Source organism: Archangium sp., from assembly GCF_057119385.1.
Map to the genome: position 1 here is coordinate 1 of NZ_DBNGVP010000069.1, position 18374 is coordinate 18374.

Sequence of the window (18374 nt, forward strand, 5' to 3'; positions counted from 1 at the left end):
GCCGTCATCCTCCAGATGCTCGGAATGCCACCGTCCCGCTACTTCACAGGGATTCAAGAGGTGCCGCGAAAATCATGAGTCGAAAATCCATGGGAAATCAGCTCCTCGATGTGCGGAAAGTAGGGTGTATTTTCCGGTTACACTGGTGACCGAAGCTCTTGATTAGACCTTCCACTGGCCGACCCGCGCCCGTCCCCCACATGTCCCGTCTCGAGACCTGGAGGCTCTACCACAACTACACGCGCACGGTTTCGGCCTTGCGCGACAAGCAATGGGTTCCCATCGGCCAAGTCTACAACGACGCTGGCGACCTGAAGATGTTCGAGGGAAAGGATTGGTTGCCCTGATGCCTCCCCGGATTCACAGGACGAGACCTATGAGAGCAATCACCCCCGTCGCGCTCTGCTGCGCTGGGCTCCTGACAGGGTGCAGCTACTTCGGCTATTACAAACATACCAAGGCCTCGTGGGCGCCTCCGGAGCAGGCAAGCGCCGTGGAGTTCCCCTCGTCCCTGGAAAAGGGCGTCCAGTTCACCGGCCCCATGATGGCGGCCCTGAAGGTGGCGATGGACGAGTACCGGCCACCCGGCCTCAATCCCGAGACCTTGCCACTCCCGGATCGCTGCCTGGCCCGTTGGGACTACATCAACGTGCGCGTCCTCCAAGCCAGTGACGACTTGTTCTTCGTCGAGTTCACACCCGACCTGCGCAAGTGTGGCCCCGGGCTCATCGTTCCCGACGCGGGAGCGACCTATGCCATTGATGGCAAGGGCAGGATTCTCGCACGCGATTTCTGAACCGCCCACGAGCGGAAAGAGAGGACGACACGTGATGAAAAGAGCACTGCTTGCGTCGCTGGCCGTCACCACGGTCTGGGGTTGTGCCAGTGCGAATCTCGAGGTCCGGGCCCGGCGGTCGCCGGAGGGGGCCATCCGCTATGAAGGGGGGCTGGCCGGTCCCCACGCGACCTTCGAGCGATTGGTCGAGAAGACCTGTAGCCGCCTGATGGCTTCGCACGCTTCCGCCTCGAGAGAAGACGCGCGCCCTTCTGGTTACTGCGCGGGGTATTTCTACTCGCCGGAAGACAGGGCGTTCTTCATCAGCACCGTGAGCGCCATGGCCGGTACACAGGAGGGGGAGCAGCGGAGCTGTGCCCTCCCCAGGAACCTGCTCGACCCGGTCAACACCCGGGAGGTGGTTTCCCTGGGCGGTTCCAGGCCTCTCGCGTCCGAGCGGCCGGCATCACCCTGGCAGCCCACGAGCTTCCTCAATCAAACGACCCTGGAGCCCCACGATAGGGATTTATTGGTCTTCAACCTGGAAGAGCCTGGAACCTGTGTGGTCTACGGCTATGATCATTTCAGGCGGCTCATCACCAGCCAGCGCGATGATCGATTCGTCATCATTGGCAGGGTGAACCGGGATGGGGCCATTTCACAGGCGGCCCTCCATCCGTAGTGCTCACCTCGAGCGCAGTGCCGTACCACGTGGCGCCTCGGCCAGGCTCGGAGCAGGCGGTAACAGCCCGGCCCGGCGCTTCCTCATCGGTTCAAGGCACCCGTTCTGGGTCACCGATGAACAGCGCATGAAAAAGGGCCGTGTCCGGCGGCTTCCGAGGCTCCACGTAGAGAGGAATGGGCGTCTCGGCGAGTTCGCGCGGAAGTGCGCTGGCTTCGAACCTTGCCTCGATTCTGCTCGCGATGATCTCCGCGGGAGCCCGCATTGCGGGCGGAAGCGGCTCAAAGAAGACCTGGTGGCGCCGCTGCTTGCCATCGTAAGTGTATTGCACACCGTAGACTGTGTAGACGGGAACCAGAATGCTGAGACACCCGACGACGACCCACTCGCGCCGGGTCTGTTGACGGGCTTCTTCCGAGTACGCACCACATCGGAAGCAAGCATCAACCGGGGCCGTGATGTCTGACAGGGTGAAACCAGGCAGCTCCGCGCGAAAAGAGTCGAGAAAAGCCCGCCACAGGTCGATCTTCTGTAGCTCCCGCATCCAGAGTTCATCGAACCTCTCACGCTCTGGAGTCCGCTCGCGCCCACAGGAGACGTCCGGATCCTCCGAAGGCCAGTAGTTGCGCACGATGGCCAGCAGTTGTTCGGCTGAGAATTTCATGACTCAGAAACCAATCCGTGTCACGGGAATGCCCGGTCTACATCCAATCTCGACACGGGAACCACGAACGCTCTCATTCAGAATCTCGAGGAATGTGTCCTTGAAACTCCTGCACACGAGAGCAGCGGGACTTTCAGGAGGGGCTGGCCGGATGACAAGATCCGAAGCCCTGTTGATGCATTCCGCGGCGATTTCCGCCGCTTCCCAGGAAGCGATGTAGCCGTTGTCCCGGGTCTCGACGGGCATCCCAATGGTGAGTGCACACACGGCGGAATCTCCCGTCGTCATGTTCTGCACGTTCGCCTCGAGACATGCCGCCTGCCAACCGCTCTGCCCTGTCCCGTCTCTGGGTATGACCGTGGCGAACTTGAGTTGCGTGCCACATCCCAGCAGGAACGGAAGCACCAGGACGCTCAGACGGAGCCACGCAAGAGGCATGGATGCGTTCACGGAATCCATCCCGACACGGTCCCACGCCATCACTCATGCGTCGATGGGAAATCCCATATTCCATCCGCCGTGTTCAGTGCGGAATATGGGATGCGTTGGATGAAGCAGGCCGGGCATCATCGCGAGCGCAGTGCCGGGAGCCCGTCGTCCCGCAGCCGGCGCAGGATGTAGCGCGCCATGGGCAGCAACCGGGGCGCGAGCAGCAACTTGGCCGCCACCCACGCCGGCTTGTGGTTCATCAACTCCGTCTCCAGCAGCCGCCCGGCGGTGAAGAAGCGCGCCGCCATCCGCCGCTGCCACACGGGGGGAGCCAGCGCCGTCAGCACCTCCTCCGGCACCACGGCCCCCGTCAGCCTTCGCGCCGCCTCCAGCGCGTACCAGGCCAGGTGCGGGAAGGCCGTCCCCCTCGCCACCTCCACCACCCGTTTCCAGTCCAGCTCCGGGCTCGCCAGCACCCGGAGCTTCAAATCAAAGAGCCACGCCAGCCGCTGCAACAGGTGGTTGCTCGCGTGGATGGCGAGGTACACGAGCTCGTCCTCCGCGCGCAGGTAGCGCACGCGCCGGCCCTCCAGCACCCCCTCCTCCGCTCGCGCCAGCAGCACCTCCGCCTCCAGCGTCTGGCCGTACCCCACCAGCGCGCGGAAGTGCAGCTCCACCATCCCCGCCGCGCCCGTGAACGTCAGGTGGTGCTCGTGCTCCCGCGCATGTGCCGCCGCCGCCTCGCCGAGCGGCCTCAATCCCAGTCCCACCAGGGCGCCCGACGCCGCGTCCACCTCCGCGTCCGCCACCAGCAGGTCCACGTCCGTGGTGGCCCGCTGCAGCGGCTCCGGGTACAGGCGCAGCCCCAGCCCGTACCCCTTGAGCAGCACCGGCACCACGCCCACCGCGGCCAGCGCATCCAGGCTCCGCACCAGCAGCGCCTTCACCCGCATGCCCCGGGCCGCCTGCGCCAGGGCCTCGCGGCGCAGGTTCGTGCGCACCGGCTCGTCCAGCGTCCACTCCGAGCGCCCCAACGCGTGCTGGACGAAGCCCGCGAGCCCATGCCGCGCCGCCGCGTGCACCAGGGCCTCCACGTCCGGGGGCACGGCGCCACGCGGCGCCTCGGGCCAGGCCCGGAGCACCTCCAGCAGCGCCCCTGCGCCCTCGCCACTCACCGGCGCAGCGCCACCACGCGCTGCGGATCCGCATCCGCCCGCGCCAGCAGCTTCGCCGCCCGGTCTCCCACCGCGTCCGCCACCAGCTCCAACGCCAGCTCCTCGTCGCGGTTGATCTCCGAGCGCCCATCACTCCAGGCAATCGCGAGGCGGCCGAGCGTCTCCTCCCCGCTCTTCACCTCCTGGGCCACCTCCAGCGGCAGCGCCGAGCCCGCGGGCCGCTGCGTCTCGAAGGTCAGGCCCTCCCGGTTGCCCTCGCGCTGGCGCTCCAGCCGCAGCTCCAGCCGGGAGGCATCGAGCGCGTCCGCCAGCGGGCGCACCGCGTCCCAGATGTCCTTCACGCCTTCGCTGGCGCGCACCGCGTCCGTCACGTCCTTCACCAGCGAGCGCAGGCGGATGTTCTTGCGCCGCGCCGCGCCCATGTCACCCGCGTGCCGCAGGTCCAGGTAGCCCAGCTTGCGCATCAGCACCGCCACCACCACCGCCATGCCCGTCAGCAGCATGGCGCTCTGCGCGGTGTTGGCCCAGTGCAGGCCGAGCGCCGTCAGCATGAAGAGCGCGCACAGGCCGTAGAGCACCAGCACCGCCGCGCGGTGGCTGAGCACCAGGCGGCTCATCATCCGGTGGTGGATGTGCTCGCGGTCCGCGCTGAACATGGGCCGGCCGAGCACCGTGCGCCGCACCATGGCGAGCAGCGTGTCCATGATGGGCAGCCCCAGCGCCATCACCGGCACCAGCATGGCCACCGCCGTGCCACTCTTGGCGCTCGTCTTGATGGAGACGGCCGCCAGCACGAAGCCCAGGAACATGCTGCCCGTGTCCCCCATGAAGATGGAGGCCGGGTTGAAGTTGAACACGAGGAAGCCAAGGATGGCCCCCGCCAGCGCCGCCATCACCAGGCACAGCAGCACGTCGCCCCGGCTCAGCGCGAGGATGAAGTTGGTGCCCACTCCGAAGAAGGCCACCCCGCCCGCCAGCCCGTCCAGCCCGTCAATCAGGTTGAGCGCGTTGATGACGCCCACCACCCACAGCACCGTGAAGGGCAGGCTCAGCAGCCCCAGCGGCACCGGCGGCCCGAAGGGGTTGGCGATCAGCTCGATGCGGAAGCCGAGCGCGTACAGGCCCAGGGCCAACGCCAGCTGCACGCTGAACTTCAGCTTCGCGCCCGCGCCGCGCAGGTCGTCGTAGAGGCCCAGCGCCGCGATGCCCAGCCCGCCCGCGAACAGGCCCCACACCAGCTCCTCGTGGAAGCGGAAGTGGAGGCCCACCCCCGAGTCCACCAGGAAGAGCGCGCACAGGGGCGCGAAGAAGCCACCGACGATTCCAATACCGCCCAGGCGGGGAATGGGCCGCACGTGCACCTTGCGGCTGGAGTTGGCCTGGTCCAGCAGACCCCACGCCAACGCGCGGTTGCGCACCACCAGCGTCAGCACCAGCGCCACCATCAGCGCGACGAGGAAGGCCACCAGATAGGTAATCAACTCTCGACCTCCATCCCCAGGGGGCGCGCATGGTGGCGGGGCTGGCGCGGAGCGTCAATGTACCCCGGTGCCGCCCTTCTGTTGCCTGCCTGCCGGAGAAGCCAGCAGCCAACAGACGCGCCCCCCGACGCGTACCGCGCGTCCCCGTCCTGTCGCACCGGAGTGGAATTGGGTAAGGGGAACGGATGCACGGCGGAAGCACACACACACCGGGCACCGCCCTCGTCAGCGGTGCCGCGGCGGGCGCGGGAGGCATGGGCGTCCACGCCGCCTCCCTGCTGCGCGCGCTCTCCGGCTCGAGCACGCCGCTGCATGTGCTCGGGCCGCCTCCCACCGACGCCCGGTTGGCCTCGCTCCCGGGCATCGTCTGGCACACGCCTCCGCGCTCCCTGCTCGCGGCGGTGCGGCGCTGGACGCCCTACCGCTGGCTCACCGGTGCACTCCAACTCCACCTGGACGAGCACCTCGGACAGTGGGCCGCGGCCCGCCTGGAGCACCTGCGGCCCTCGCGGCTGTACACCTTCACGCAGGTGGGGCTCGAGTCCCTCGAGTGGGCCCGGCGCGCGGGCGTGCCCTGCGTCGTCGACAACCCCAACGGACACATCGCCGGCTTCCGGGACGTCTACGTCCGCGAGACGTGGCGCCAGGCCCGCCGCCCCCACCTGGGACACCCCACCCCCGCGGCCGTGCGCCGCATCCAGCGCGAATACGCGCTCGCCCACGCCATCCGCGTCTCCTCGCCCTGGTCCCGCGACTCCCTCGTCCGCCGCGGAGTGCCTGGCGGAAAGGTCTCCGTCATCGAGCTGCCCATCGACCTGGAGCACTTCCAGCCGCCGGCCACGCGGCCTGGCGCCGAGGGGCCGTTGCGCGTGTGCTTCGTCGGCTCGCTGGACGTGCGCAAGGGCTTCCACCACCTGCTGCGCGCGGTGCGCCAGGTGGGCCCCGGGCGCGTCCACCTCCACATCGTGGGCGCCACGGGAGACCGTGTGTCCCGGCGGCTCTTCCAGCGCGAGCGCCAGGGCCTCCAGGTGGAGGCGATGCCAGGAGACCCGCGCCCCGTCTACCAGCGCTCCGAGCTCTTCGTGCTGCCCTCGCTGGAGGACGGCTTCGGGCTCGTGGTGGGCGAGGCCATGGCGTGCGGGCTGCCCGTCGTCGTGACGGACCAGTGTGGCGCCGCCGCGTGGGTCGAGCCCGGCCGCACGGGCTGGGTCGTTCGCGCGGGCGAGCCCCAGGCACTCGCCTCGGCGCTGGAGGATGCGCTCCGCCGCCGCGCCGAGCTGCCGCGCATGGGTGAGCAGGCACGCGCCGCCGTCGAGGCCCACGTGGCGGCGGACCCGCTGGCCCGGCTGCGCACGTGGTTCGAGTCCGTCACGTCCTGAGCGGAGCACGTCTCAGGGCAGCGTGCGGCCGAAGCTCTGGCCCACCACCTGCTTCAGCCGCTCGGTGTCGCGCGAGAGCACGAGGTTCGCCTCGCAGCTGTTCCACATCTGGTCGTAGATCCACGGCTGGCCCAGGGGAATCAACCGGCGCTCGTGGAGCTCCCAACCGTCGAAGCCCATGTCCACCAGCGTCCGCACCAGCTTCGAGGCGGAGGAGCCCGCCTGCTGGAGCGCCTCGGGAAACACCTCGAGGAGGAGCACCAGGCCGGGATTGCGCTCCACCGTCCGCCGCATGCCGAGGAGCACGTTGTGCTCGTAGCCCTGGACGTCGATCTTCACCAGGCGGATGGCTCCATCGGGGAGGTCCTGGACGGCCTCGTCCACGGTGGTGAGCGGCACCTCCTGCCCCGCGCCGCCCTCCCCCACCACGCGATGGTCCCCGTAGTTGTAGGGGTGGAGCGCCATGCGCACCGAGCCCATCCGGTCCCCCACCGCCATGCGGCGCGCGTCCACGTTCTCCACGTGGTTGAGGCGCAGGTTCTCCCGCAGCAGCTCGTGGTTGTGCTGCTCCGGCTCGAAGGCGATGACCTTGCCTCGCGGCCCCACCCGCCGGCTCAGCGTCAGCGTGTGCAGGCCGATGTTGGCGCCGATGTCCAGGCACACCCCGCCTTCCAGCTCCAGGTGCTCCAGCAGGCGGCGGAACTCGGGCTCGTAGTCCCCCTCGACGTAGAGCAGGGTGCCGACGATCTCATCCCGGAGGTCCACCTTCATCTGGAAGTCGTGGACCCGGACCCGCACCTCGGGGCGCGTCCGGGACAGGACGGGAATCACCACCCGGCGCTGGAGCGCCTTCATCCACCAGGGCATCCGCATGAGGCGGCTTATAGGCCTCCACCCCGGAGGGCTCAAGCCACCTCAAGGACGAGTGAGCAGCTTGCGAACGTATTCCTGGATGCTCCGCTGCCGTTCCCGGGCCCGCGCGAGGAGGGGCTCCCGCAGCCCATCCGCCTGCCCGGCCAGCTCCAACGCGCGAGAGAAGATGTCCTGCTCCGGCACGGTCAGGTCCACGTGCCAGTGCTCCAGCCCCAACGAGGCCATGAAGTCGAGGCACTTCTCCCGGTAGCCCAGCATGAGCACCGGCGTCCCCGCGCAGCACGAGAGCACCGCGGCGTGCAGCCGGACCGCGAGCGTGAGCGTGCACGGAGCGACGAGCCGCATGTATGCCTCGCCCGTCCGGGGCTCGTGGATGACGGCGTCCTCCAGTCCGGCCCTGGCCGCGAGCCGGCGCAGGCTGTGCACATCCCACGCGTGCATGGCCACGAAGACGGGCTCCCAGCCCTGGGCCACGAAGTGCCGGATGGCGCGCTCCAGCCCCTCCAGCCGCTCGTCCGGGTAGCCCTCGCGCTCGCCGGGCGTCGTGTAGATGATGTTGACGGCGAACCGGCGCGGGAGCGCGGGTGGCTCGGCGCGCTCGCGCGTGGACACCAGGGCGAGATCTCCAATCACCTCCACGTTGGGAACACCCAGCTCGTCGAGCGCGGCCTTCGAGATCGGGCCTCGCACGCCCACGGCCCGGAAGTCCCGCAGCAGCGCGCGCCACTCCAGCAGCTCCGGCCGGGCCTTCATGTGGAAGCCGGCACTGCCCACCCCCGTGCCCAGCGTCCATGCGGGCAGCCCCAGCTCCAGCGCGGTCCGCGCCACGGGCAGCCCGTACGCGTTGATGAACGTCCCCCCGCCGAGGATGAACTGCTGGAAGTACCGCGCGCCGGACAACCCCAGACGCGCCAGCCGCCGCTCCTGGGGCGAGAAGCGGAAGGTGGCGACATGGTAGCCGTCGAGCACCTGTCGCGCGGCCTCGAAGAGCGCGTCATCGCCGAGGTTCTGGGCGCCGTGGCCTCCCACGTAGGCCAGACGGGGCCGGCCCTCCAACAGGGCGGCGAGCCGCTGCTGGACGGCGCTGGCGTTGTCGCGGACGGCGGTGACGAGGAAGCGCATACGGGAGCTGACCCGTCCTGCCATATCCGCTCCGCCCGCGCGAGCGCCATGAGCGCCCCGCGCCGCTCGGGAGGGGAGCCCCCGGCTGCCTGGCGGGTACCGAAGCAGGTATGTTCTTGCTCCATGACGACGCCGACGTCACGGGACCACCTGCTGGGCGTGCTGACGCGAGAGTTCGAGCGCGTGTACCTGACGGTGTGCGAGCGGGGGTTCTCGGCCCTGGGACGCACCCGCCCGAACCATCCCGTGGTGAGGGATGACCCGTGGCAGCACCACCCGGCCTGGCCTCCCTCGTACGAGGCCTATGGCCGCTACCGCGTGCTGGACACGCTGCGCAAGGCGAACGCGTTGCGGCCGGAGCGTGTGCTGGAGATCGCCACGGGAGGCGGCTTCACCGCGGCGTGCCTGTACGAGGAGGGACGGGAAGTCGTCGCCAATGATTTGCAGCCCACGCGGGAGCTCTTCGGCGCGTGGACCACCGGGGAGCGGCTGCGCTGGGAGGCCGGTGACTTCTTCGCGCTCGACCCGGAGCGGCTGGGGATGTTCGACCTGGTGCTGGCGTGCGAGGTCATCGAGCACGTGGCGCATGGAGACCGGATGCTCGCGCACCTGCGCCGCTTCCTCCGGCCCGGTGGGACGCTGCTGCTGACGACGCCCAATGGCGCGTACTTCCGCTCGAAGCTGCCCACGCACTCCCAGGTGGAGGACTTCACCGCGCTCGAGTCCCGGCAGTTCAAGCCCGACGCGGACGGGCACCTCTTCCTCTACACGGCCGGAGAGCTGGAGCGGCTGTGCCGCGCGGCCGGCTTCACCCAGGTGGACATCGAGCTGTCGGTGACGCCCTTCCTCTCGGGACACGCCGGGGTGCGCCTGCTGCCCTCGCGGCCGGCGCTGGGACGGGTGTACCTCGCGCTGGACACGTGGGTGCGGCGCCTGGGGCCCGCCGCGCGCGAGCGGCTGTGCACCCAGATGCTCGTCACCGCCCGGGTGCCCTGAGACGCTCGCACAGCGCGTCCACGTGGGCATCGGCGTTGAAGCGCCGGGCCATGTGCCAGGCCCCCTCGCGCAGCCGCGCATGGTGGCTCGCATCGGACAGCGCCCGGACGATGGCGCCCGTGAGTCCCTCGGAGGTGGGCGGGTGTCCCGGCGCCAGCTCACCGGACACGCCCGGCTCGCACCAGTCGGGGATGCCGCCCACGGAGAAGGCCACCGAGGGCAGGCCCACGCCGCCCGCCTCCACGCCCACCATGCCGAAGGGCTCGGGCCAGACGCTGGGCACCGCGAGCAGGTCCGCCCGCCGCATCAGCGCCTCCCGCTCCGCCCGGTCCACCCAGCCCACGAAGCGCACCGGCACGCGCCGCGCCGCCGCCTCCGACTCCATGCGCGGGCGCTCCGGCCCATCCCCCGCCACCACCAACTCCAGCTCGCGGCCCAGCGCCGCACGGGCCCCGGGCAGCGCGCGCACCAGCTCCACCCCGCCCTTCAGCTCCGTGAGCCGCCCCACCATCAACACCTGTCCGGACAGGGGCCGCGGCGCGGGAGGCCCGGGGTCCGGCGCCCCATCCCCGAAGAGCGGCACGCACACCACCTGCGAGGCGGAGAGCCCGTGCCGCAGGTACTCCTCGCGCATGGCCCGGCTGCCCACCAACACCGTGCCGTACCGGCGGGCGAGCGCGAGGCGGCGCTGCTGGTAGCGGTACTCGCGCAGGGCGGTGAGCGGGCTGCGTCCACCACAGCGGCGCGGCAGGTAGTGCACGAGGCACCCGGGGCCGAGCACGCGCTCGCAGGGCACGGGCCGGGGGAAGGCATGCCGCTTCATCCCGCTGATGCACGTGCCGTAATAGGCGTGGAGGAAGAGCAGCGCCGGGTAGCGCTCCAGCAGTGCCTCCTCCAGGCGGAGATCCTGTACGCCGTGCTGATAGACGCGCTCGGGCCGCCACGCCGCCACGGCCTCGAGCGCGCCCTGGCGTCCGAGCGCGGCGGTGCTCCACACGGGAATGCCGAGCCCCTCGTCGAGGCGCGCCTGCCCGGGAGCGGCGTCGTGCTCGACGAGGAGCGCGGGCGAGTGGCCCCGGGCCTGGAGGAGCGGCAGCAGCGTGCGCAGGTGGGACTCCACCCCGCCCACCACGGCGCGGTGCCGCGCGACGAGCAGGAGACGCAGACCGTGGCTCATACCGTCCCGGAGGGCTTGGAGGGAGACAGGCGCGCGGTGAGGGCGTTCCACCGGGGCCGCACGTAGGACTCCAGCGGCGCGACGAAGGCCACGGGGCCCACAAGGAAGCCGTACAGCAGCGCGGCGGCGATGCCCACCGTGAGGAAGCCCACCAGGTGCCCCGGGGCCCACGCGAGCGACAGCAGCGTGGCGAGCACCAGCGTCACCCCGGTGCGCCAGAACCAGGGGAAGAGCGGCCGGAGCAGCTGCCTCAGGGGAATGCCGGAGTGACGCGCGAGCGCACGCAGGTGGCTCGGGAGGCTCACCAGCACCAGGCCCGCGAGCGTGCCGAACGGCGCGCCGATGAAACCGAAGAGCCACAGGCCCACCGCGCCCACCCCGAGGGCCACCACCCCATCGGCCAGCGAGGTGAGAGCGATGCGGCGCTCGTCCCCGAAGGCGAAGGTGGCCATGGCGGTGGCACCGCTCCAGTGGCGCAGCAGCATGTTGAGGCCGATGAGCCCGGAGACGCCGAGCCCCAGGTACTTGTCCGGACCCACCCACCAGCCCACGAAGGCGCCATTGGCGGCCACCACGCCGGTGGTGAGCAGGCCGCTGATGAGCAGCGAGGCCTGCACGAGGCTGGTGCACACCTGCAGCAGGCGCTCGCGGGACTCGCCCGTGCGCATCTGGCTGAGGCCGGGCAGCGCGGCGTTGACGAGCATGCGCGGCTGGTGGATGAGGATGGACACCGCCTTGGACGTGCACGCGTAGGCGACGGTGGCCTCGGGGCCGAGCAGCTTGCCCACCAGCAGCAGGTCCGTCCCGGTGAGGAGCACGGTGGCCAGCTGGTTGACGGTGACCCACGCGCCCCGGTGCAACCAGCCGAACACCTCGGCGCGCTCGAGCCGGGGCAACCGCCGGGGCAGCACGTGCCGGTGGCGCCACACGAGCCGCACGCCCGCCAGCGCCGCCTGGAGCAGTTGCTGGACGATCCACCCCCACGCGAGCGACACCACGCCATGGCCGAGCAGCACCAGCCCCACCGTGGTGCCCGTACCCGCCACCCAGCCCACCATCTGCGCGCCGGAGAGCCAGGCCAGGTCCTGCAGGCCCTCGATGAGCGCGGACAACATGCGCAGCGGATAGAGGAGGACGAACGCGAGCAGCGTGGGGCCGAGGGCCGGGCGCAGGGCCTCCCAGTCCGCGGGCAGCAGCCACCACAGGCCGAGCGCCGCCGCGCCCACGAGCAGCGACTGCATCAACGCCAGGCGCAGGGTGAAGCCCACCAGCCGCGGCGTGGCCTCGGCGCCGTCCGCGCGGCCCGTGGTGCTGGCGACCTCGCGGGGCACCAGGGCGATGACGCCCACGTCCAGCAGCAGCAGCCAGTTGAGCAGCTGGAAGCCGACGATCCACAGGCCGTACTGCTCGGAACCGAGACGCTCCAGCAGGAATCGGGTCAGGAAGAGCCCGACCCCCATGGTGAGGAGCTGGTAGGCGTAACCCACCCCCATGCCACGGAGGTAGCGGCGTGTTCGGCTCATAGAAGAACGCTCTATCCTGCCATCGCCCGCGCCGGGAGTGCTCCCGCTCCACCTGGAAAGACGCCGGACCCCCGCCTCCCGGGCAACCAGGCTGTCCCATGGGCCTGTTCCCCACCCCGCATGGATGAATCGGCGCCTTGACCCGGCCGGTCCACCTCTGGTGGGTTGCGCCGGGTGCGGTGGCTCTTCCTCAGTCCGGTGGGCGTGGTGGGTGGAGCGGAGCGGACGCTCCTGGACCTGCTGGATTGTCTGCGCCGTGCCCCCGAGGCGCCCTGGCTCGGCCTCATCGCCGGAGCGGAGGGGCCCCTGACGGAGCAGGCCCGGGCCCTGGGCGTGGAGACGCTCGCCCTGCCCCTGTCCGCCGCGCTCGCCTCGCTGGGGGACTCGCAGTTGCGCGGCGCGGGAGTCGGACGCGCCCTGCGCTTCGGCACCTCGCTGGCCCGCGCCACCCCGGCCGCGGCGGCCCACCTGCTCGCCCTGCAACGCGCCCTGCGGCGCTTCCGCCCCACGCTCGTCCACTCCAACGGCCTCAAGACGCACCTGCTCTCCGCGCTCTGCGCCCCGGGCGCTCCCGTGGTGTGGCACCTCCATGACTTCCTCGGCGAGCGGCCCCTGCTGCGGCGCGTGCTGCGTCTGGCCGGGGTGCGCGCGGCGGCGGCCATCGCCAACTCGGAAGCAGTGGCCGAGGACGCCCGGCACGTGCTCGGCCACGTCCCCGTGCACCCGGTGCACAACGGCGTGGACACGGTGCGCTTCTCTCCCGGCCCCGCCCCCGGTGGATGGTTGGACACGCTCGCGGGCCTGCCCCCGGCGCCCGAGGGCACGGTGCGGCTCGGGCTGGTGGCCACCTACGCGCGCTGGAAGGGACAGGAGGTGTTCCTCCAGGCGGCGGCGCGCCTGCGGGCCCTGCACCCCTCGCACGCGGTGCGCTTCTACGTGGTGGGCAGCCCCGTGTACCGCACGCCCGGCTCGCAGTATTCGGAGGCGGAGCTGCGCGCCACCGCGTACGCGCTGGGCCTGGAGGCGCACGTGGGCTTCATCCCCTTCCAGTCCGAGCCCGCCCCCATCTACCGGGCGCTCGACGGCGTGGTGCACGCCAGCACGCGGCCGGAGCCTTTCGGAATGACCATCGTCGAGGCCATGTCCTGCGCCCGGGCGGTGGTGGTGTCCGCGGCGGGCGGGGCGGCGGAGCTCGTCCGCTCCGGGCACGACGCCCTGGCCTTCACCCCCGGGGACGTGGAGGGGCTCGCCGGGGCGATGGCGCGGCTCGTCCGGGAGCCGGAGCTGCGCGCACGGCTGGGACAGGAGGCACGGCGCTCGGTGCTCGCCCGCTTCACCCGCGAGCGCTACGCCGCGCAGGTGCGGGACGTCTACGCGCGGGTGCTGGGAGGGCGGACATGAGCGGACGGGACGCGGACGCGCCCGGCATCTCCTGGCACCTGCTCACCGGCGAGTTCCCCCCTCGGCCCGGCGGGGTGAGCGACTACACGTGGCAGGTGGCCGAGGGGCTCGCACGCGAGGGCCGCACCGTGCATGTCTGGGCACCGGGAGAGCCACGGGAGACGCTGGCCCCCGAGGGCGTCACCGTGCACCGGTTGCCCGAGGGGTACGCCGTGCGCGGCCTGCAACGGCTGGAGCACGCGCTGAATCAACTGCCCGGACCGAAACGGCTGGTGGTGCAGTACGTGCCCCACGCCTTCGGCTACAAGGCGATGAACGTCCCCTTCGCGCTGTGGCTCGCGTCGCGCCGGAAGGACGAGGTGTGGATGTTCTTCCACGAGGTCTGCTTCCCCTGGGGCTGGAAGCTGCCATGGCGCCACAACGTGCTGGGCGCCGTCACCCGGGCCATGGCGGCGATCGTCCTCGCACGAGCGGACCGCGTCTTCGTGTCCACGCCGTGGTGGAACAGGCTCCTCCACGCACCGCCTCGCCGGGTGCCCATCGAATGGCTGCCCGTGCCGAGCAACCTGCCCACGCAACCCTCCGCGAGCGCCGTGGAGTCCCGCCGCGCCGCGCTGCGCCCCGGCCCGGACACGGTGCTCATCGGCCACCTGGGCACGTACGGAGCGCTCATCACGGGCCTGTTGGAGGAGGTGCTGCCCGCGCTGCTGCGCCAGGACGCACGCCGCCAGGTGGTGCTGGCGGGCCGGGGCAGCACGCACTTCGCCACGCACCTCACGGGCCGCCACCCGGAGCTCGCCGGACGCGTGCGGGCGCTGGGAGGCCTGCCTGGGGACGAGCTCGCCGCCACGTTGAAGGCCTGCGACGTGCTGGTGCAGCCCTTCCCCGATGGGCTCAGCACGCGCCGGGGCAGCGCCATGGCGGGGTTGGGGCTGGGCATGCCGCTGGTGTCCAACGCGGGCCCCGCCACTGAAGCGCCCTGGCGGGACTCCGGCGCGCTCGCCCTGGCCCCCGAGCCCACGGCCGCCTCCGTCCTCGAAACGGCCGAGGCCCTGTTGTCAACCCCGGCGTCCTGGCCCGCCCTGGGCCGGCGCGCGGCCGATTTCTACATGGAGAACTTCTCGCTCGCGCATACGCTGGACGTGCTGCGGGACCGCGTCCGCGCGCGCGGGGTGGAGGACACGTGAGCGACACCGGCATTCCCTTGCGTCTGGCGTTGCTGATGGACCCGCTCGACGAGGGCTGGCCGAGCATGGACCTCGCGGGCGAGGCGCTGCACGAGCAGTTCCACGGCCCGCTGGCGGACCGGGTATGGGTGACGTCGGTGCGTCCGAAGCTGGTGCCCGTGGCGCGGCGGCTGCCCGTGCTGCGCGAGCGCCGGGACGCGCTCAACGTGGACCGGGTGCTGACGCGCTTCCTCACCTACCCGGCCCGGGTGGCGCTGCGCACGCGCGGCCAGGACGCCTGGCACGTGGTGGACCACACGTACGCGCAGCTCGTGCACACGCTGCCGCCCGGGCGCGCGGGCGTGTACTGCCATGACCTGGATGCCTTCCGCAGCATCCTGGAGCCATGGAGGGAGCCGCGGCCGGCGTGGTTCCGGGCCATGGCCTGGGCGGCGCTGAAGGGGCTGCAACGGGCGGCGGTGGTGTTCCACGGCACCCTCGCGGTGCGCGACGAGTTGCTGCGCCACGGCGTGGTGCCTCCGGAGCGGCTGGTGCACGCCCCCCTGGGCGTCTCATCCGAATACGGGCCCGAGCCCGTCCCCGGAGACACCAGCGACGAGGTGCTGCGTCCCCTCGGTGGCCGGCCCTACGTGTTGCACGTGGGCAGCGGGATTCCGCGCAAGCGCCTGGACGTGCTCTTCGAGGTCTTCGCGGCGCTGCGACGCCAGCACCCGGAGCTGCGGCTGGTGCAGCAGGGCGCGGTGCTCGACGACGCGCAGCGGGCGCGGGTGGCGCGGCTCGGCATCGGGGACGCGCTGCTCCAACCGCCGAAGCTGGACCGGGCGACGCTCGCGGGGCTGTACCGGAAGGCGCGGGCCGTGCTGGTGACGAGCGAGGCCGAGGGCTTCGGGCTGCCCGTCATCGAGGCCCTGGCCTGCGGGACGCCCGTGGTGGCGAGCGAGCTGCCCGTGCTGCGCGAGGTGGGCGGAGACGCCATCCGCTACGCGCCAGTGGGAGACGTCGGCGCCTGGACGGAGGCGGTGCACGGGCTGCTGGAGTCACCGGAGCCCGGCGCGGCCCGGAGCCAGCGCATCGCCCGCGGGTGCGGCTACTCCTGGACGAACCACGCGCGCATCATCCTCGACACCTACCAGCGGCTCACGGCGTCCTCCAGCCGTTGACTCCGGCCGGAGGAAGCTCCTGCTCGACCAGCGCGGCGAAGCCATCGAAGCAGCGCGAGGCCTCGAAACGCTCCCGCACCATCCGCCGCCCCTGACGGGCCAGGGCGAGGAACCGCTCGGGCTCGTCCATGACGCGGGCCAGGGCATCGGCGAGCGCGCGGGGTGAGCGCACCGGAACGCTGAGGCCCGTCTCTCCGTCGCGGATCGTCTCCCGCAGCCCGCCCACGGCGGTGGCCACCACGGGCACCTCACACGCCAGCGCCTCGAGCGGAGAGAAGCCGAGCCCCTCCTCCAGCGACACCTGCGCGCACACGTCCGAGGCCTGGTAGTACGCGGGCAGCTCGTGCACGGGGTCCACCGCGTCCCGGGTGAGGGTGCAAGCCCCCAGGCCCCGCTCGAGGGCGAGCTGCTTCAGCCGCTGGTGCCCACCGCTCAGGTTGAGCATCCAGAAGGAGCGCCCCGAGGCCCGCAGCAGGGCGCAGGCCTCCAGGAGCGACTCGGTGTCCTTCTCCGGAGCCACGCGGCTGGAGAAGAAGATGAGGAAGCCGTCCTCGGGCAGGCCGAGCTTCCCGCGCAGCCGCCGCTTCTCCTCGGGCGGCACCGGCCGGAAGCGCGAGGTGTCCACGCCGTACAGCGGCACCACGCGCACCTTCTCCCGGTACCCGTACGACACCTGGCCGCCCAGGTAGTCACTGAGGACGAGGTAGCGGTGGCCCAGCAGCGCGTTGCCGGCGCGCGCCGCCTCCAACAACGTGCGCCCGGCGAGGTAGGCCGGAAGCCCCAGCTCGCCCCGCTCATAGCGGCAGTGGAAGTAGGCGATGTTGGGGCTGCAGATGAGCATGAAGGTGGGCACCCGCGTGAGGCCCCGGCAGGCATTGGCGGCCAGGGAGGCCACGCCCGCGTTCTGCGCCAGCACGGCATCCAATTCCGCGCGGTGGCGCACGAGCCACGCACCCGCGAACGCGGCGAAGGCCACGCGTCCGGCCGGGCCCTCGATGATGCGGACGGGCTCGGGGCCCTCGTCCTTCCAGTTGATGGTGCGCGGCCCGAAGGCGGGACGCAGCAACAATGTCAGCTCGAAGCGCTGCTTCAGCCCCGTCACCAGCCGCACATCGGTGCCGCTCTCGCAGATGAACACCAGCCGGCGGCGGGGGCCGGCGGAGCCGGACGCGCTCACGTGATTCCTCCCAGGGGGACGCTCTCGACGCAGGAGACGAACCGCTCGGCCATGGACCGCCAGTGCTCGCGGCGCAGCAGCCCGGAGACGGCGGGCAGCTCGGCACGGACGGACTCGCGCCGGGAGGCCCAGCCCGAGAGCGCGTCGGCCAGCGCGGAAGCACCCTCCGGATCCTCCAGCAGCAGCGGGCGCAACGAGGGCGGGTAGCGCTCGGCCACGCCCGCGCTCCGGCTGACGAAGGCGGGCAGGCCCGTGCACAGGGCCTCGACGACGCCCAGCCCATAGGACTCGTAGCGCGTGGGGGCCACCAGCGCGTCGCACCCGGCCAGCAGGCGCGCCACGTCGGAGCGGAAGCCGAGGAACTGGATGGACGAGAGCCCCGCCGCACGCGCCCGCTCGCGCCAGGCCGGCAGCTCCGCCCCGCTCCCCATCACCACCAACACCCCATCCCAGGAGCCCCTCCGGTGCAGCTCGGCCCAGGCCTTGTAGACGGTGTCGAAGCCCTTGCGCTTGTCCCCGAGCGCGCCCACGAAGGCCACCACCGGCTGCTCCGGACGCCAGCCCTGCCCGGCGCGCACCGCCTCGCGCTCGGAGGTGGAGGGAGAACGGAAACGCTCGCCCTCGATGCCACAGTAGACGACGCGGATGCGTGCGGCCGGAACGCCCAGGCGCCGCAGGTCCTCCGCCGTCCGGTGGGAGTTGGCGATGAGGAGGCGCGCGCGGGAGAAGGCGGCGCGCTCGGCACGCAGGTAGCCCTCGTGGACGAACCTCCGGGCGAGCGGGCGCCAGCCCCGGGCCTCGAAGTCGGGCGTGTACGCCGCGTGGACGTAGTGCACCCAGTTGACGTCGCCCCAGAGGCAGTTGCCACCGTTCACCACCACGCGAGCCCCGCGCGCGCTCAGGCGGCGGGCCCAGAAGCGGCCGACGGCGTCCAACACGGGAGAGCCCAGGGCCACCGAGCCCGCGGGCTTGGGCGCGGCGTGCCAGTGCGTGCCCGCCAACGACAGGAGCTCCTCGGAGACGGAGTGGGCCACCACATGCACCTCGTCACCGCGGCGCGAGAGGTACTCGGCCAGCGCGAGATGCGCGCGGTCCATGGCGCCGCGCCGCCCCACGTCCCCTGTCACCAGCAGCCACGTCCCCACCGTCTACCTCGCGTGATGAACCGCCCCT

Annotated in this window: 17 protein-coding genes; 7 read left to right on the forward strand and 10 right to left on the reverse strand. The window is 71.5% G+C overall.

Features of this window, described 5'->3' with window-relative positions; genetic code table 11:
• Window positions 1-376: 376 nt before the first annotated feature.
• Together AC16DP_RS15940 and AC16DP_RS15945 are read left to right on the forward strand one after the other, a co-directional pair.
• Window positions 377-796 (forward strand): hypothetical protein, encoded by a 420-nt coding sequence (locus tag AC16DP_RS15940; RefSeq protein ID WP_483956741.1) that lies wholly within the window; start codon window positions 377-379, stop codon window positions 794-796.
• 34 nt (window positions 797-830) lie between these two features.
• Entirely contained in the window at window positions 831-1457 is a 627-nt protein-coding gene (locus AC16DP_RS15945; protein WP_483956742.1) for a hypothetical protein, read from the forward strand.
• Between the two features lie 91 nt (window positions 1458-1548).
• Here the strand turns inward: AC16DP_RS15945 and AC16DP_RS15950 are convergent, their stop codons facing one another.
• The 4 genes from AC16DP_RS15950 to AC16DP_RS15965 form a co-directional block, all read right to left on the reverse strand.
• Window positions 1549-2121 carry a hypothetical protein gene (locus AC16DP_RS15950; RefSeq protein WP_483956743.1) on the reverse strand — a complete coding sequence of 191 codons (573 nt, stop codon included), beginning with the start codon at window positions 2119-2121 and terminating at the stop codon, window positions 1549-1551.
• A 3-nt stretch (window positions 2122-2124) separates the two neighbouring features.
• Window positions 2125-2580: a hypothetical protein gene (locus tag AC16DP_RS15955; protein WP_483956744.1), complete on the reverse strand. Its 456-nt coding sequence runs from the start codon at window positions 2578-2580 to the stop codon at window positions 2125-2127.
• 107 nt (window positions 2581-2687) lie between these two features.
• Window positions 2688-3725 carry a nucleotidyltransferase family protein gene (locus AC16DP_RS15960; RefSeq protein ID WP_483956745.1) on the reverse strand — a complete coding sequence of 346 codons (1038 nt, stop codon included), beginning with the start codon at window positions 3723-3725 and terminating at the stop codon, window positions 2688-2690.
• Entirely contained in the window at window positions 3722-5206 is a 1485-nt protein-coding gene (locus AC16DP_RS15965; protein ID WP_483956746.1) for a glycosyltransferase family 4 protein, read from the reverse strand. The genes AC16DP_RS15960 and AC16DP_RS15965 overlap by 4 nt, the downstream gene beginning before the upstream one ends.
• 185 nt (window positions 5207-5391) lie before the next feature.
• Here AC16DP_RS15965 and AC16DP_RS15970 point away from each other — a divergent pair, with 185 nt between their 5' ends.
• The gene (locus AC16DP_RS15970) at window positions 5392-6585 is read left to right on the forward strand and encodes a glycosyltransferase family 4 protein (protein WP_483956747.1); all 1194 of its coding nucleotides are present in this window, start codon (window positions 5392-5394) and stop codon (window positions 6583-6585) included.
• A 12-nt stretch (window positions 6586-6597) separates the two neighbouring features.
• Here AC16DP_RS15970 and AC16DP_RS15975 read toward each other — a convergent pair whose 3' ends face one another.
• Together AC16DP_RS15975 and AC16DP_RS15980 are read right to left on the reverse strand one after the other, a co-directional pair.
• Entirely contained in the window at window positions 6598-7458 is an 861-nt protein-coding gene (locus AC16DP_RS15975; RefSeq protein WP_483956748.1) for an FkbM family methyltransferase, read from the reverse strand.
• Between the two features lie 42 nt (window positions 7459-7500).
• Window positions 7501-8580: a polysaccharide pyruvyl transferase family protein gene (locus AC16DP_RS15980; RefSeq protein ID WP_483956749.1), complete on the reverse strand. Its 1080-nt coding sequence runs from the start codon at window positions 8578-8580 to the stop codon at window positions 7501-7503.
• 123 nt (window positions 8581-8703) lie between these two features.
• On the opposite strand from AC16DP_RS15980, the gene AC16DP_RS15985 reads away from it, so the two are divergent.
• Entirely contained in the window at window positions 8704-9576 is an 873-nt protein-coding gene (locus AC16DP_RS15985; protein ID WP_483956750.1) for a class I SAM-dependent methyltransferase, read from the forward strand.
• On the opposite strand, the gene AC16DP_RS15990 is transcribed toward AC16DP_RS15985, so the two are convergent.
• Together AC16DP_RS15990 and AC16DP_RS15995 are read right to left on the reverse strand one after the other, a co-directional pair.
• The gene (locus AC16DP_RS15990) at window positions 9557-10753 is read right to left on the reverse strand and encodes a glycosyltransferase family 4 protein (protein WP_483956751.1); all 1197 of its coding nucleotides are present in this window, start codon (window positions 10751-10753) and stop codon (window positions 9557-9559) included. The two genes, AC16DP_RS15985 and AC16DP_RS15990, sit on opposite strands and share 20 nt — an antisense overlap.
• Window positions 10750-12276 (reverse strand): lipopolysaccharide biosynthesis protein, encoded by a 1527-nt coding sequence (locus AC16DP_RS15995; protein WP_483956752.1) that lies wholly within the window; start codon window positions 12274-12276, stop codon window positions 10750-10752. The genes AC16DP_RS15990 and AC16DP_RS15995 overlap by 4 nt, the downstream gene beginning before the upstream one ends.
• A gap of 174 nt (window positions 12277-12450) precedes the next feature.
• On the opposite strand from AC16DP_RS15995, the gene AC16DP_RS16000 reads away from it, so the two are divergent.
• From AC16DP_RS16000 to AC16DP_RS16010, 3 genes are read left to right on the forward strand one after another with little or no spacing between them, the layout of a single operon-like run.
• Window positions 12451-13677, forward strand: a complete 1227-nt coding sequence (locus AC16DP_RS16000) for a glycosyltransferase family 4 protein (protein ID WP_483956753.1) — start codon at window positions 12451-12453, stop codon at window positions 13675-13677.
• Window positions 13674-14864 carry a glycosyltransferase family 4 protein gene (locus tag AC16DP_RS16005; RefSeq protein WP_483956754.1) on the forward strand — a complete coding sequence of 397 codons (1191 nt, stop codon included), beginning with the start codon at window positions 13674-13676 and terminating at the stop codon, window positions 14862-14864. The genes AC16DP_RS16000 and AC16DP_RS16005 overlap by 4 nt, the downstream gene beginning before the upstream one ends.
• Complete coding sequence (locus tag AC16DP_RS16010) at window positions 14861-16024, forward strand: glycosyltransferase (protein ID WP_483956755.1); 1164 nt, start codon at window positions 14861-14863, stop codon at window positions 16022-16024. Before AC16DP_RS16005 ends, AC16DP_RS16010 begins: the two co-directional genes overlap by 4 nt.
• On the opposite strand, the gene AC16DP_RS16015 is transcribed toward AC16DP_RS16010, so the two are convergent.
• Both AC16DP_RS16015 and AC16DP_RS16020 read right to left on the reverse strand, forming a co-directional pair.
• Window positions 16002-17201 (reverse strand): glycosyltransferase family 4 protein, encoded by a 1200-nt coding sequence (locus tag AC16DP_RS16015; RefSeq protein ID WP_483956756.1) that lies wholly within the window; start codon window positions 17199-17201, stop codon window positions 16002-16004. The two genes, AC16DP_RS16010 and AC16DP_RS16015, sit on opposite strands and share 23 nt — an antisense overlap.
• Complete coding sequence (locus tag AC16DP_RS16020) at window positions 17198-18346, reverse strand: glycosyltransferase family 4 protein (protein WP_483956757.1); 1149 nt, start codon at window positions 18344-18346, stop codon at window positions 17198-17200. The genes AC16DP_RS16015 and AC16DP_RS16020 overlap by 4 nt, the downstream gene beginning before the upstream one ends.
• Between the last annotated feature and the right edge of the window lie 28 nt (window positions 18347-18374).